This is a genomic window from Herminiimonas sp. KBW02 (genome assembly GCF_003852535.1).
GTDB lineage: Bacteria > Pseudomonadota > Gammaproteobacteria > Burkholderiales > Burkholderiaceae_D > Oxalicibacterium.
In genome coordinates this window covers 26057-41118 of the sequence record NZ_QAJP01000007.1, presented here as the reverse complement: position 1 = coordinate 41118, position 15062 = coordinate 26057, and the positions used below count along the sequence as shown (strand labels likewise).

At 56.4% G+C, this 15062-nt stretch carries 14 protein-coding genes; 6 read left to right on the top strand and 8 right to left on the bottom strand.

Annotation, left to right across the window (positions count from 1 at the left end):
- The first annotated feature begins 35 nt into the window (after positions 1-35).
- The 3 genes from DBR37_RS12220 to DBR37_RS12210 all read left to right on the top strand — a co-directional run bounded on the left by DBR37_RS12220 (position 36) and on the right by DBR37_RS12210 (position 2432).
- Complete coding sequence (locus DBR37_RS12220; RefSeq protein WP_124574771.1) at positions 36-386, top strand: NINE protein; 351 nt, start codon at positions 36-38, stop codon at positions 384-386.
- A gap of 211 nt (positions 387-597) precedes the next feature.
- Positions 598-2049 carry an ammonium transporter gene (gene amt, locus DBR37_RS12215; RefSeq protein WP_370454255.1) on the top strand — a complete coding sequence of 484 codons (1452 nt, stop codon included), beginning with the start codon at positions 598-600 and terminating at the stop codon, positions 2047-2049.
- The gene (locus tag DBR37_RS12210; protein WP_124574769.1) at positions 2046-2432 is read left to right on the top strand and encodes a hypothetical protein; all 387 of its coding nucleotides are present in this window, start codon (positions 2046-2048) and stop codon (positions 2430-2432) included. Before amt ends, DBR37_RS12210 begins: the two co-directional genes overlap by 4 nt.
- 16 nt (positions 2433-2448) lie before the next feature.
- Here the strand turns inward: DBR37_RS12210 and DBR37_RS12205 are convergent, their stop codons facing one another.
- The 7 genes from DBR37_RS12205 to ugpQ form a co-directional block, all read right to left on the bottom strand.
- Complete coding sequence (locus DBR37_RS12205; protein ID WP_124574768.1) at positions 2449-4239, bottom strand: acyl-CoA dehydrogenase; 1791 nt, start codon at positions 4237-4239, stop codon at positions 2449-2451.
- Between the two features lie 32 nt (positions 4240-4271).
- The gene (locus DBR37_RS12200; RefSeq protein ID WP_124574767.1) at positions 4272-4715 is read right to left on the bottom strand and encodes a hypothetical protein; all 444 of its coding nucleotides are present in this window, start codon (positions 4713-4715) and stop codon (positions 4272-4274) included.
- Positions 4716-4852: 137 nt separating this feature from the next.
- Positions 4853-5782 (bottom strand): electron transfer flavoprotein subunit alpha/FixB family protein, encoded by a 930-nt coding sequence (locus DBR37_RS12195; protein ID WP_124574766.1) that lies wholly within the window; start codon positions 5780-5782, stop codon positions 4853-4855.
- A gap of 61 nt (positions 5783-5843) precedes the next feature.
- The gene (locus tag DBR37_RS12190; RefSeq protein WP_124574765.1) at positions 5844-6593 is read right to left on the bottom strand and encodes an electron transfer flavoprotein subunit beta/FixA family protein; all 750 of its coding nucleotides are present in this window, start codon (positions 6591-6593) and stop codon (positions 5844-5846) included.
- A 191-nt stretch (positions 6594-6784) separates the two neighbouring features.
- Complete coding sequence (locus DBR37_RS12185) at positions 6785-7012, bottom strand: sulfurtransferase TusA family protein (RefSeq protein ID WP_124574764.1); 228 nt, start codon at positions 7010-7012, stop codon at positions 6785-6787.
- Positions 7013-7198: 186 nt separating this feature from the next.
- Positions 7199-9808, bottom strand: coding sequence for an alanine--tRNA ligase (gene alaS / locus DBR37_RS12180; protein WP_124574763.1), 2610 nt, complete (start codon positions 9806-9808; stop codon positions 7199-7201).
- A 103-nt stretch (positions 9809-9911) separates the two neighbouring features.
- Positions 9912-10694 carry a glycerophosphodiester phosphodiesterase gene (gene ugpQ / locus DBR37_RS12175; RefSeq protein WP_124574762.1) on the bottom strand — a complete coding sequence of 261 codons (783 nt, stop codon included), beginning with the start codon at positions 10692-10694 and terminating at the stop codon, positions 9912-9914.
- A 198-nt stretch (positions 10695-10892) separates the two neighbouring features.
- Between ugpQ and DBR37_RS12170 the strand changes: the two genes are divergently transcribed.
- Positions 10893-12491, top strand: coding sequence for a gamma-glutamyltransferase family protein (locus DBR37_RS12170; protein ID WP_124574761.1), 1599 nt, complete (start codon positions 10893-10895; stop codon positions 12489-12491).
- Between the two features lie 35 nt (positions 12492-12526).
- Here DBR37_RS12170 and DBR37_RS12165 read toward each other — a convergent pair whose 3' ends face one another.
- The gene (locus DBR37_RS12165) at positions 12527-13243 is read right to left on the bottom strand and encodes a DUF805 domain-containing protein (protein WP_124574760.1); all 717 of its coding nucleotides are present in this window, start codon (positions 13241-13243) and stop codon (positions 12527-12529) included.
- 189 nt (positions 13244-13432) lie between these two features.
- On the opposite strand from DBR37_RS12165, the gene DBR37_RS12160 reads away from it, so the two are divergent.
- Together DBR37_RS12160 and DBR37_RS12155 are read left to right on the top strand one after the other, a co-directional pair.
- Entirely contained in the window at positions 13433-13954 is a 522-nt protein-coding gene (locus tag DBR37_RS12160; protein ID WP_124574759.1) for a DUF2569 domain-containing protein, read from the top strand.
- A 197-nt stretch (positions 13955-14151) separates the two neighbouring features.
- Positions 14152-14913, top strand: coding sequence for a YoaK family protein (locus DBR37_RS12155; protein ID WP_124574758.1), 762 nt, complete (start codon positions 14152-14154; stop codon positions 14911-14913).
- Positions 14914-15062 lie beyond the last annotated feature (149 nt).

Below are 15062 nucleotides of genomic sequence, written 5' to 3'. Positions count from 1 at the left end.
AAAACCAGCTTTTCCACCGAAAAAATAGCAGGAATATGCCAAATTCTCACAAAAACAAAACCCTCAGCACCCTGTTGGCCGCATTATTCGGCTGGCTCGGCCTGCATCGCTTTTATTTGTACGGCAAGAAGGATTTCTGGGCCTGGGCGCATCTCGCCTTCCCGCCGCTATCAATATTTGCCGGTTTTATCGGCGCACTGGTCATCGGCCTGACCCCCGATGAGAAATGGGATGCGCAACACAATGTGCATTCCGGTCAGACTTCCAACTCCGGCTGGGGCGTCATCGTACTGGTGGTACTGACCTTTGCACTCGGCTCCACTGCCCTGATCGCGACCATCGCCCGCGGTTTCGATCTGTACCTGACCGGCGGCGCTTTCGGCTGAACTTCATCCCGCCTGTTTGCAAGCGCCCCAGCGCAGTGCAAACCACTCTCGGCATGACCTGCGTCAGTGCGCATAGCGGCTATCAGCCGCACTGACTGCCCGCTTTTCCCTCCCCCCAAACTGAAAATTCGCATGGCACACATAGTGCTTTTGTGAAACTTGCCGTGGCATCGCCACATGGCTCAATCAGTCCTCAGGGAGTTTCATGATTATGCGTACTGCGTCCTTCGCATCCGCCACATCCATCAAGATGGCTTTGACCATCCTCTTTTCTGCCTGCTTATTTACAAGCGTATACGCACAAGCTCCGGCATCGGAAAGTCCAACGCCTGCCGCAGAAACCCAGGCCGCGCCACTGACGATGCCGATGATTAATGAGCCGACCGAAGCAGCAACGCCGGAACCGGCCACTGAAGCGCCACTGACCAAACCTACGGTAGTCGATGCCAGCAAGATCAGCGCAGGCGATACCGCCTGGTTACTGGCGTCAACAGCGCTGGTGTTATTCATGACCATCCCCGGCCTGGCCTTGTTCTATGCCGGCATGGTGCGCAAGAAGAATGTACTGGCGACGATGGCGCACAGCTTCGCCGTCACCTGCCTGGTCACCGTGATCTGGGTCGTCATCGGCTACAGCCTCGCCTTTACGCCGGGCTCACCCTATATAGGAGGACTGGACCGGGTACTGCTCAGCGGTATGGAATTCGTCAAGGAGACTGGCAAGCTCAGCGTCAGTGAAATCGCGCCGACGATACCTGAAAGCGTCTTCATCATGTTTCAGATGACCTTTGCCATCATCACACCGGCGCTGATTACCGGCGCATTCGCTGAACGCATGAAATTCTCCGCATTGCTGATCTTCATCACGCTATGGTCCATCTTTGTCTATGCACCAGTCGCACACTGGGTATGGGAACCGGGCGGCTGGCTGGCGACACGCGGCGTACTCGATTTCGCTGGCGGTACCGTGGTTCACATCAATGCCGGCATCTCCGGCCTGGTCGCCGCCATCATCATCGGACCGCGCCTGGGCTTCGGCAAGGAACCGATGCCGCCGCACAATCTGGTACTGACCGTAATCGGCGCCTGCATGCTGTGGGTCGGCTGGTTCGGTTTCAATGCAGGCTCTGCGGTTGCAGCCGACGGCCGCGCCGGTATGGCGATGCTGGCGACACAAATCGCGACAGCAGTCGGTGCGCTGTCGTGGATGATTATTGAATGGCTGCGTCGCGGCAAACCCTCGGTCCTGGGCCTGGTCTCCGGCGCTGTGTCCGGCCTGGTGGCGATCACACCAGCCTCCGGCTTTGTCGGCGTCAGCGGTGCTCTGGTCATCGGCGCAGCCGCCGGCCTCGCCTGCTACTGGGGCGCGACCACACTCAAATCCAGACTTGGTTACGACGACTCGCTGGATGTGTTCGGCGTCCACGCCGTCGGCGGCATAGTCGGCGCGTTGTTGACGGGTGTGTTCGCAGTCGAAAGCATAGGCGGCGCAAGCAGCAGCTTCGGCAATCAAGCCTTCGGTGTGATTGTCACTGTCGTCTACTCGGCCGTCATGACCGCCATCATCCTCGGTATCGTCAGTGCGCTGGTCGGCTTGCGCGTCACACCGGAAGCGGAGATCGAAGGACTGGATCTGGAACAACACGGCGAGCACGTACTATGACGGAAGAACACCACTCACGTGCCGCACTGGAAACCCACGCCTTTGCGTTGATGGGCAGGCTGCACGTGAATTTGCGACGGCAAAGCGGCCGCATAATCGATATTGAATACATGCGTATCGATCCGGCTTACTGCCGCTATCTTCTGAAAATGGCTTCGCTCTCCACCAGTGAAGAAGTGCAGGAACTGGGACAGAAATTGCAGGAAGTATTCTTCGGCGCAGAAGGCTTGTTCGTACGCACCGAACCGCGCCAACCCTTGTTGACGCGCCTGCAGGAACCCGCCGCGGCACCGGTAGCGGCTGCGGCGGCACCTGGCCCGGCGCCCGCCGCGCCAGAAACCGGTGATCCGGTTGATCGCGGCTATATAGGACGCTTGCGCTGAACCGGACTACATAAACTCAGAACTGCGCTTCATCCAGCGCCAGCACACCGGCACTGCCGCTGACGATGGCACTGCGATAGGCACCCGCCTGCGACAGGAAGTAATCAGCAAAGAAGCGTGCAGTCGCCACCTTGGCCTGATAAAACTTCACATCGCCACTAGCTGCATCCAGCTTCGCCTGCGCGATCAGGGCGGCACGTCCCATCTGCCAGCCGCAGAGCACGATGCCTGCTAGCTTGAGGTAAGGCACGCTACCAGCGAACACACCTTTGATATCAGATTGAATATTCGCTACGACATACACCACGACTTCTTCCAGCGCCGTCGATGCCTCGGCCAGATGTGCACCTATCGCTTTCAAATCCGGCGCTGCGGCCCTGGCCAATTCTGCTTCGGTCGCACGCACGGCAGCAATGATGCCGCGCGCTACTGCACCGCCGTCACGTACGGTTTTGCGGCCGACCAGATCGTTTGCCTGGATCGCCGTCGTTCCTTCGTAAATCGTCAGGATGCGTGCATCGCGATAGTATTGTGCCGCACCGGTTTCTTCGATGAAGCCCATGCCGCCATGGATCTGTAATCCGGTGGACGCCACGTCGATAGACATCTCGGTGGACCAGCCTTTGATCACCGGCACCAGGAATTCATAGAAGGCCTGCTGTGCGCTGCGTACTGTTTCATCCGGATGATGGTGCGCGATATCGAAGGCAGCCGCACCGACATAAGCCAATGCACGCGCTCCTTCTATCTGCGCCCGCATCGACATCAGCATGCGCCGCACATCCGGCTGATGGATGATGGACACGGCGGTCGCTGAACCTTCCAGGTCTTTCGACTGCACACGGTCTTTCGCATAGGCGACGGCTTTTTGATACGCCCGCTCCGCCACGCTGATGCCTTGTATGCCGACCGCAAAGCGCGCCGCATTCATCATGATGAACATGGTTTCCAGCCCGCGATTCTCTTGCCCGATCAGCGTACCAATCGCGCCGCCGTGATCACCGAATTGCAATACCGCAGTCGGACTCGCCTTGATGCCGAGCTTGTGTTCGATGGATACGCAAAACGCATCATTGCGGTCACCGAGCGACCCGTCTTCCTTCACCAGGAACTTGGGCACCAGGAACAGCGAGATACCCCTCACCCCTTCCGGTGCATCCGGCGTACGTGCCAGCACCAGGTGGATGATGTTCTCCGCCATATCGTGTTCACCATAGGTGATGAATATCTTGGTGCCGGAAATTTTATAAGTGCCATCGCCTTGCGGCACTGCACGTGAACGTACCAGTGCCAGATCGGAACCAGCCTGCGGCTCGGTCAGATTCATGGTGCCGGTCCACTTGCCAGCGATGAAATTAGGGAGGAATTTTTCTTTTTGCTGATCCGAGCCTGCGGTCATCAATGCTTCGATCGCACCGTCGGTCAGCAAGGGACAAAGCGCAAACGAGAGGCTGGCCGAGTTCAGCATTTCCATGCATGGTGTGGCCACCAGCTTGGGCAAACCCTGGCCGCCGAATTCAGCCGGATGCTGGACGCCCTGCCAACCGGCAGCAGCATACGACTTGAACGCTTCCTTGAAGCCAGGCGTGGTCGTCACCTTGCCGTCTTTCCATTCACTCGGATGCCGGTCACCAGCCTGGTTCAACGGCGCAATCACTTCACCGCAAAAGCGTGCATTTTCTTCCAGCACCGCTTCCACCGTTTCCGGCGTCGCATCTTCACAACCGGGCAAGGCATTGATCGCGGCCAGGTCAGCCAGTTCGTTCATCACGAACAACATGTCTTTCAAGGGGGCAACGTAACTCATGCAAGACTCCTAAAAGGAAATGGGCAAGAAGTTCAGCTTTCCCTCGATAGTACATAACGACGCGACATAAAGGAAACACAGATAGCAAAACTGACGAGGACAATCAGTGGCTGTGCAAGGTAAGGCACACCTTGCTGCCAAGGGAAAGGGTCCCCGAAGTACAGTGGTAAAGCGATGGCGTTGACGAGGAAATAGTAAATGCCCCCAACTGCGGCACCAAGCAAGACCGGGCTATCCGCGCGCATCTTGCGAAGAAATGCTATGAGCAGCAGGGCAGCCACCCAAGACCACAATAAGTGCACGGCAAACAAGAGGCCGAAACTTGGATTCTCGACAAAGATTTCTGCGCTCTTTTTTCCATACTGCCAGACATGCCAGCTAAATATGGGCTTGGAAATCATGCCCGCGATAGGCATTACAAATGCCCCTGCGATACCTGCCTTGAGGGCTTCGAGGAGAAGGCGCTTAAATGACATAGTGTGTAGTGGCGAATATAAATAGGTAGGAAAGTCGGGGATGAAATCCTCCCCAAAAAATTACCGATATTGCCACCCACACCATATACCGTACGCGAGAAAAACCCCAAACGTACAGGAACTGCTGCAGGTTTTGCTTAACCCAGCTCAGTCACCAGTTGCGGCACGATTTCAAACAAATCGCCAACAATGCCGTAATCCGCTACCGAGAAAATCGGTGCTTCCGGATCTTTGTTGATGGCGACGATGGTTTTGGAGTCCTTCATACCCGCCAGATGCTGGATCGCGCCCGAGATACCGACCGCGATGTACAGTTCTGGCGCCACGATCTTGCCGGTCTGGCCGACTTGCCAGTCATTAGGCACGTAGCCAGCGTCAACTGCTGCGCGCGATGCGCCCATCGCTGCGCCCAGCTTGTCTGCCAATGGCTCGAGGATTTTGAAGCTTTCTTCCGAACCCAGGCCACGGCCACCGGAAACGACGATCTTGGCAGCGGTCAGTTCTGGACGCGCCGAGGTTGCCAGTTCGCGCGAGACGAACGACGATTTGCCGGAATCAGCAACAGCCGTAACGTTTTCCACTGTCGCTGAGCCGCCTTCTGCTGCGGAGTCGAAAGCCGTACCACGTACAGTGATGACTTTGACTGCATCTGCCGACTGCACAGTAGCAATCGCGTTACCGGCGTAGAACGGACGCTCGAAAGTATCAGCCGAAACGACTTTAGTGATTTCCGAAATTTGCGCAACGTCCAGCTTGGCTGCCACGCGTGGCAGGATGTTTTTACCGTAGGCGGTAGCCGGTGCCAGAATGTGCGAGTAGTTCGCAGCCAGTGCCAGTGCTTGCGCAGCGACGTTTTCGGCCAGACCGTCGGCGAATTGTGCGCCGTCCGCTACCAGTACCTTGGTGACGCCTGCAATTTTTGCGGCGGCCTGTACTGCTGCATCAGCCTGATGACCTGCGATCAGGACGTGGACTTCGCCACCACATTGCGAGGCGGCGGTAATGGTATGCAGGGTGCTGCCTTTCAGGGAGGCATTATCGTGTTCGGCAATGACGAGTGCTGTCATGGTGAATTCCTGTGATGTATTCAATATAGCGAGGGTGCCGTGCACACATCGCTACAGATGATTAAATGACTTTGGCGTCGTTCTTGAGTTTTTCGACCAGCGTTTTCACGTCCGGCACGATGATGCCGGCCGAGCGCTTCGCAGGCTCTTCGACTTTCAAGGTTTTCAGGCGCGGGGTGACATCAACGCCGAGATCGGCTGGCTTGATGTTTTCCAGCGTCTTTTTCTTCGCCTTCATGATGTTAGGCAAAGTCACATAACGCGGTTCGTTCAGGCGCAAGTCGGTGGTCACGATCGCTGGCAGCGTCAGCGCTACCACTTCCAGGCCGCCATCCACTTCGCGGGTGACTTTAACTTTATCGCCGTCGATTTCGATCTTCGACGCATAGGTCGCTTGCGGCCAATCCAGCAAGGCGGCCAGCATCTGGCCGGTCTGGTTCGCATCATCATCGATGGCTTGCTTGCCGAGGATGATCAGTTGCGGTTGTTCTTTATCAGCAATTGCCTTGAGCAATTTGGCGACTGCCAACGGCTGTAACTCAACATCGGTTTCCACCAGGATGGCGCGATCGGCACCGATGGCCATTGCGGTGCGCAAGGTTTCCTGCGATTGCAGGATGCCGCAGGAGACGGCAATGATTTCGGTTGCTTTACCGGCTTCTTTCAAGCGGGTCGCTTCTTCCACAGCGATTTCATCGAAGGGGTTCATCGACATTTTGACGTTGGCGATATCGACGCCGGACTGATCCGATTTGACGCGGACCTTGACGTTGAAATCGACCACACGTTTGACTGGAACCAACACTTTCATAGCTATGCCTTTGAAAAAGTCACAAGGACGTAAATGTAAACTAGGAAAGATTATAAACGGAAGTGGCGCAGATGCTCAGTTCTGGACGTTATGACCAGTCTGGCGGTAGGGATAAGACGGGAAATCGGGGAGACTGAAACGGGCGCGTTGCCAGCCTGCGCCGTGGCCTGGCCACAGCACATGCGGCCGTTTTATTTGCGTTGCATGAAGAAGGTGAAGACTTCATCTTGCTGGCTTTGCTCCAGCAATTGATTACCAGTCTGTTTGGCGAAGGCCTGGAAATCGCGTACCGAACCTGGATCAGTTGCTTGCACACGCAGCACATCACCACTCACCATTTCGGCCAAAGCTTTCTTGGTCTTCAAAATTGGCAGAGGGCAATTCAAACCTCGTGCATCGAGGTCTTTGGTAAATTCCATGGTCATACTCTCACATCAATACATGCGTTTGATTCTACTCTCAAACGCAACAGGGGAATGGCCGGGGGCCGGGTATACAACTTATTTAACAATTGCTTGCAACTCCGCACCTGCTTTTAATGCCCTGCGGAAAAAGCAAACGGCGCAAGCAGGTCACACACCCCTGCTTGCGCCGTCAGGTATGAATTAAGCGCGTTCGCCGACCCAGGCTGCGACGCCTTGCAAGGCGTTCGGCAAACCGCTGGCATCCGTACCGCCAGCTTGCGCCATGTCCGGCTTGCCGCCGCCCTTGCCGCCGACTTGCTGCGCGACAAAATTGACCAGTTCACCAGCTTTGACCTTACCCGTGGAATCAGCCGTCACACCTGCAATCAGACTGACTTTGCCGTCGTTGACAGCCGCCAATACGATGGCCGCTGTTTTCAGTTTGTCTTTCAGCTTGTCCATGGTGTTGCGCAGGGTCGCGACATCGGCGCCTTCCAGCACCGCTGCCAGTACCTTGATGCCATTGACATCAACCGCCTGCTCGACCAGCTCATCACCTTGCGACGACGCCAGCTTGCCTTTCAGCGCACCGACTTCACGTTCCAGCGCCTTCATCTGATCCAGCACTTGCGCCAGACGTGGCTCCAGTTCGGCCGGCTGAGTTTTCATCATCGCTGCTGCGCTATGGATCACTGCTTCCAGTTCCTGCACATACGCCAGCGCTTTAGCGCCAGTAATCGCTTCGATACGACGCACACCAGCAGCCACACCGCTTTCGCTCATGACTTTGAACAAACCGATATCACCGGTACGGCTGACGTGGGTACCACCGCACAGTTCACGGCTGGAACCGATATCCAGTACACGTACTGTTTCGCCATACTTTTCACCGAACAACATCAGTGCGCCAGTTTTTTGCGCCGATTCGATATCCATGACACGTGCCTGCGTATCCGAATTCAGCAGGATTTCTGCATTGACGCGTTTTTCGATTTCCAGGATTTGTTCGCGGGTAACCGGCGCATTGTGCGCAAAGTCGAAACGGGTTTTATCCGGATCAACCAGCGAACCTTTTTGCTGCACGTGTGCACCCAGTACTTCACGCAAAGCCTTGTGCATGATGTGGGTGACCGAGTGGTTGCGCATGGTGGCGGCACGACGTGCACCATCTACTGCTGCCTTGACCTTGTCGCCAACTGTCAACGCGCCCTGGGTCTGCACACCGTGGTGGCCGTAGACATCGGCTTTGATTTTCTGTGTATCTTCAACGCCGAACTGCACGCCTTCAGCACTGATGAAACCCTGGTCACCAACCTGACCACCGCTTTCCGAGTAGAACGGCGTGGTGTCCAGTACGACGATACCAGCCTGGCCTTCTTTCAGCGTCTGTACAGCTGTGCCTTCGAAGTACAAGCCGACGACTGTGGCCTGCTCTTCCAAGTGTTCGTACCCAGTGAAGGTATTGCCCGCGCCGGTGTATTCAACCGCACGTTCCATTTTGAATTTACCTGCGGCACGACCTGCTGCTTTTTGTTTTTCCATCGCAGCAGCAAAACCGGCTTCATCGACGCTCAGACCACGTTCACGGCATACGTCCGCCGACAGATCGAGCGGGAAGCCGAAGGTGTCGTGCAGTTTGAATGCAACTTCACCCGGCAATACTTTGGCATCGCCAGCCAGTGCTGCATCGAGGATTTCCATACCGTTGGCCAGCGTTTCGAAGAAGCGTTCTTCTTCCGCTTTTAATACTTCGGTAATACGTTGTGCATCCGCTTTCAGTTTTGGATAGGCGTCGCCCATCTGCACTACCAGGTCTTGCACCAGCTTGTGGAAGAAAGGTTTCTTCTGGCCGAGTTTGTAGCCGTGACGGATCGCGCGGCGGATGATGCGGCGCTGTACATAGCCACGCCCTTCATTGCTCGGGATCACGCCGTCTGCCACCAGGAATGCGGTCGCGCGGATGTGGTCGGCGATAACTTTCAGCGAGTTATTGCTCAGGTCTTGCGTATGGGTTTCACGTCCTGCAGCCTTGATCAGCGCATCGAAGGTATCGATTTCGTAGTTGCTGTGTACGTGTTGCAGAATCGCAGCCAGGCGTTCCAGGCCCATGCCGGTATCGACGCAAGGCGCAGGCAGCGGTTTGACCGAGCCATCTTCCGCCATGTCGAATTGCATGAAAACGTTGTTCCAGATTTCGATGAAGCGATCACCGTCTTCATCCGGGCTGCCCGGAGGACCGCCGGCGATGTGCGGGCCGTGGTCATAGAAGATTTCCGAGCAAGGACCGCATGGGCCGGTATCGGCCATCATCCAGAAGTTATCCGATTTATAGCGACCACCCTTGTTGTCGCCGATGCGGATCACGCGTTCTGGCGGCAGGCCGATTTCCTTGGTCCAGATATCGTAGGCTTCCTGATCTTCGATATACACCGTCGCCAGCAACTTCTCGCCTGGCAAACCGTAAACCTGTGTCAACAGTTCCCACGACCATTTCAGCGCATCGCGCTTGAAGTAGTCGCCGAAGCTCCAGTTACCCAGCATTTCAAAGAAAGTATGGTGACGCGCGGTGTAACCGACGTTTTCCAGATCGTTGTGCTTACCGCCAGCGCGCAGGCAGGCTTGTACCGAGGTAGCGCGTACATACGGGCGCTTGTCGCTGCCGAGGAACACATCCTTGAACTGCACCATCCCCGAGTTGGTGAACATCAGCGTAGGATCGTTGCCCGGCACCAGCGGACTGGACGGCACGATCGTGTGGCCTTTGGATTCAAAGAACTTCAGGAATTTTTCGCGGATTTCGGACGAGTTCATGTTCTGGCTAAAAGTAAGGAAATGGGTGGTGCAAACGGTAGATTATACGTGATATGGGCGCGATAACCCTCCCCTTCTCATGGTTGAAACCACAAGGCCACGCTCAGCGTGACGACGGGGAAATATGCGCAGGCTCCTCACCGAAGCGCGGGCCGATCAGGTCTATACGGTCGGTACAAAAGCCATCCACGCCCCAGGACAGGATTTCCTGCGCCCGTGCCGGTTCGTTGACGGTATAGCAAAAGAGGCCAAATCCGGCTTCTTTTACCGCCCGCGCCAGCTGCGGCGTCAGGTGTTTGTGGTTGGTATTGAGCGAAATGGCGCCCAGCGCCAGCAGGCGTTCGTGCCAGTCCGGCGTCACTTCATCCAGCAAAAAGGCACGCGGGATGTCAGGTGCGGCCAGTTGTGCCGCCCGCAAAGCATCAAAGGAAAAGGAAGACAACAAAGGCAAAGCGCCCGGCGAGCGATCCGCTGACTGCTCGAACAGGCGCCTGGTCGTCTGCGCCACTACCCAGCCAGTCTGGTCTTCAAACCCCGGTACCGGCTTGATCTCGATATTCATCCAGATATTGTGATGTATGCAGAAATGCGTGACTTGTTCGAAGCTGGGAATCGGCTCACCGATGAAATTCACGCCAAACCAGGCACCGGCATCCAGCGCCATCAACTCCTGCGCGGTGTAATCGGCCACACTACCCACACCCTGCACGGTGCGCCCCAGATCCGGGTCATGCATGACCATGGGCACGCCGTCTTTAGACAGCATCACATCGAACTCGACCGCATAAAAGCCATGCGTCAAACCGCAACGCATCGCGGCTATCGTGTTCTCCGGTGCCAGCACGCCGCCACCGCGATGCGCAACAATCCTGGGATAGGGCCACATGGTGTTATTCCAATCGACTCAAGAGCGCACAGTGTATATCAGCGTGCTGCTCTAAATATAGCCGGACTTCTTGCATTTTCAACACGAGACCTGAAACACAACAACAGATAAAATGTCTGCCGCTATCGTGACTACCGGACTGCAGCGCCATCCGGCTTAGTTACTCATTTACCCGTACCGATCACTTCAGGATTACACATGCCAACTTTTGACTGGGCCAACCCTTACCCATCAATCCGCGCCCCGCTGTTTGCGCGCAACGTCGTTTCGACCTCCCAGCCGCTGGCGGCACAAGCAGGTCTGCGCATGTTGCTCAAAGGCGGCAATGCGGTCGACGCCGCGATTGCTGCGGCAGCCGCCATCACCATCGTCGAACCGGTTTCCTGCGGCCTCGGCAGTGACGCCTTCGCCCTGGTATGGGACGGCAATCAATTGCATGGCCTGAACAGCTCCGGCACCTCGCCTGCAGCGTGGACACCTGAATACTTCAGGCAAAAACACAACAACCTGATCCCGGAACGCGGCTGGGACTCGGTTACCGTGCCGGGCGCTATCGCAGGCTGGGTCGCTCTCTCGCAAAAATTTGGCAAACTGCCTTTCGCCGACCTGATGGAACCAGCGATCGAACTGGCCGCACGCGGCCACATGGTCGCGCCTGTGGTACAGAAAAAATGGAATAACGCGATTCCTATCCTGAAGAACCAGCCCGGCTTTGCCCAGGCCTTCATGCCGCATGGTCGTGCGCCGCACGTCGGTGAGCAATTCGTCTTCAGCGATGCCGCCAAAACCCTGACCAAAATTGCTGAAAGCAATGGCGAATCCTTCTACAGAGGTGAGCTGGCCGAATCCATCGTCAACTACGCGAAGGAAAACGGCGCAGCCATGACGCTGGCCGACCTCGCCGGTTTCCAGCCGGAATGGGTCACGCCTATCCAGAAAAACTACGCCGGACACACCGTGCACGAAATCCCGCCGAACGGCCAGGGTATCGCGGCACTGATCGCACTCGGCATCCTCGACAAGCTGGACATCACACGCTACCCGGTTGATTCGGTCGAAGCGCAACACATGCAAATCGAAGCGATGAAACTGGCGTTTGCCGATACCTATAAATGGGTCGCCGACGAGAAATACATGACCGAAGTCACGGTCCAGGATTTGCTGAGCGACGGCTACCTGAGCGAACGTGCCAAGCTGATCAATATGGACCAGGCCACACGCGCCAGCCACGGCACGCCACCGAAAGGCGGCACCATCTACCTGACCGCAGCAGATGAAAGCGGCATGATGGTCAGCTTCATCCAGTCCAACTACATGGGCTTCGGCTCCGGCGTCGTGGTACCGGGCACCGGAATCAGCCTGCAAAATCGCGGCTTCGGCTTCAACACCATCGCGCGCCATGCGAACTGCGTCGCGCCGAACAAACGTCCGTTCCACACCATCATCCCTGGCTTCCTCAGCAAGGACGGCAAACCGGAAATGAGCTTCGGCGTCATGGGCGGCAACATGCAACCGCAAGGCCATGTGCAAACCCTGATCCGCATGCTGTCCTATAACCAGCAACCGCAAGCTGCATGCGATGCACCGCGCTGGAAGGTCAATGTCGGCATGTCGGTAGACGTCGAAGAAACCATGCCGCCGGATGTGCGCGCTGCCCTGCTGGCACGCGGCCACAAGGTGGAAAACATCGCCGACAGCTATATGGATTTCGGCGCCGGTCAGTTCATCTGGAAAACCGAACACGGCTATATCGCTGCCAGCGATCCACGCCGTGACGGACAGGCAGTCGGTTATTGATGATCATCAGGCGCATGCACCGCATGCGCCTGAGCTTATCTTTCCTGGATACGCTCGCATCCGGGACGTCGCCGCAACACACCCAATTCGATACTTGCCCAGGCCGACAGGCAAGCAGCAGGAATCAGCAAGCACACATACACACGCCACATGCTGATGCTCGCGATATCTTCCGCTGAGACATAGGCAGGCATAACGTACATCTCTCTCATCGCCTGCTCATACACATCGTAGAAGCGGCCTCCGCTCAACTCCAGCAGATTCCACACCGGCAGGAGCGCACGCGGAAACAAATATTCAGGTGCGTATGCCCAACTTCCATCCTGTATAGACATATTGATACCGCTGGCTATCGTGAACGGATACAACAGATTCACCATCCAGTACGCCAGATGCAGCACTAGCGGCAACACCACCAACGGCACCACCAGCCAGATAGCACGTCCGCGCTCACGCAAGCGTCTGACGGCGATAGAGAACAAAGACCAGGATAGTAAAAAACCCAGCGGCAACGCCACCAGCACATACATCCATGAGCGCCGTATCGTTGTTCTGCCGATCTGAACAGTCGGTGCAAACTCTTGCAATGGATTAGCAAGACCGGACAGGTGTAACAACAGATTCAACAGCAAAGGGATACCCTTCATCGCCACGATAAAAACAAGGATGATGGTCAGACTGCGCTGCCAGTAAGCAGCCCTGTCGACTTGCCCCGAAAAACTGAAAAACAATTCCCTGAAAGCCGCAAACATTTCCTCTCCCAAATCACCCGCCGAATCGCGCTTTATACGTCGCGCCTAAAGAAACGGAATCAAGACAGCTCTCGATTTGGTCAGAAAGCAACAGACAAGCACGTAAACAGTAGCGTTCCCGCATTTATGGGATGTCAGCGCGGCCGCTTTCGGGTCTAATGTGCGCTGATTTTTTCCCACGAGAATGACATGTCCGAAGTTGCACCCGCTCCAGCAATCGCCAAACCTGAACCATCCGGCATAGGCGGCTGGCTGCTGCTGCCCGCCATCGCCCTCATCATTAGCCCGTTGCGGATGATCTATGAATTCCATCAGACATTCTTTGACCTGCTGCGCCCGTCGGTTTGGATATCGCTATTGAGTTCGAAATCACCGAACTACAGCCCGATCCTGGCCACAGTGCTAGGCTGGGAAATCCTGGCCAACGTTGCCCTGTTTTCTCTCACCATCTGGCTGGCCTACCTCTTCTTCAGAAAGCGCAAACTCGCACCAGCCATATTCATACTCTGGATAGTGGTCAGCGCAGTCCTGCAGCTGGCGGATCTCATGCTGACTTCGCTGCTGGGCCTGGACGCGCAGCAAAGCAATACACGCTCGGTGGTCGAACTGGTTAAAAGCGGCATAGGCGCGGCGATCTGGGTGCCCTACTTCCTGCGTTCGATACGCGTTAAAAACACCTTTGTGCACGACGCCCCGAAATCTGATTACTAAGCACCGCACATAGCCAGGAACGGCACACACATCATTCTTCACATTCTCGTAACGACACTGTCATCGCTTTATGAGAATATTGCTTCAGGTATCTGAAGCAAGCCGCTCCTGCCCACGATTCCTATAGCTATCGTGCGCCGTCTCGCTTGCATCATATACCGTGCCTGAACAATGTTTTTGCATGGAGTGAGGAATCGATGAAGCGTAGTGAAATGCGTCACAAGATTCAAAATAGCAGCCTTGGCTTCCTGGCTGGCTATGTGGACACATTAGGTTTCGTTGCACTGTTTGGTTTATTTACTGCACACGTCACCGGCAACTTTGTGCTGATCGGCGCAGAGATGGCGCACCCGCAAGGCGGGCCGCTGCTCCTCAAAATCCTGGCCTTCCCGGCCTTCATCTTCGGCGTCGTCTTCGCCCGCCTGTTCATCGCGTCCCTGCTCAAACGCGGCCTGCACGCGCTGTGGTACGCCTACATCCTGCAACTCATCCTGCTGATCGCCTTTATGGTGCTCGGCTATCTCGCCAGCCCGATCGGTACTGAACCCACGCTGATGGCAGAGCTGGCCGGCATCATCGGTGCGATGGCGATGGGCACGCACAGCGCCTGTGGCCGCCTGCTGCTGTCCCACCTGGCACCTACCGCCATGATGACCGGCAACGTGACCCAGCTCGTGATCGATTCGGTAGACGTCATCTTCGGTTCGGCCAGCGAAGCGGTCAAACAGCGCTGCATCAAATTCCTGTGGCCGGTGGTCGCCTTCGGCGTCGGTGCGGTCGGCGCTGCGTTCGCCTACCAGTACGCCGGCTTCCTGGCGCTGCTGCTGCCCATCTTCATCCTGCTCTACCTGATGTACATCGAGCGCGGTGTCATCAAACGCCTGCAAAAGGAAAAAGAGCGCGAAAAAGCCCAACTGGCAGCCAAAGCGGAAAGCGGCAAACCCGTCTCTGCCTCCTGAACCTTATCCGGCAAGGCTGGCAGCCCACAGCTGCCAGCCTTTGCGTCTAATCTTTACACCTGACGACAGCCGCCACGCACAGCGAAAAACCGCTCTGAGACGGCGCGTAGCCATTTATGGCTCAACACCCGCCCGCCTCGGGTAAAATG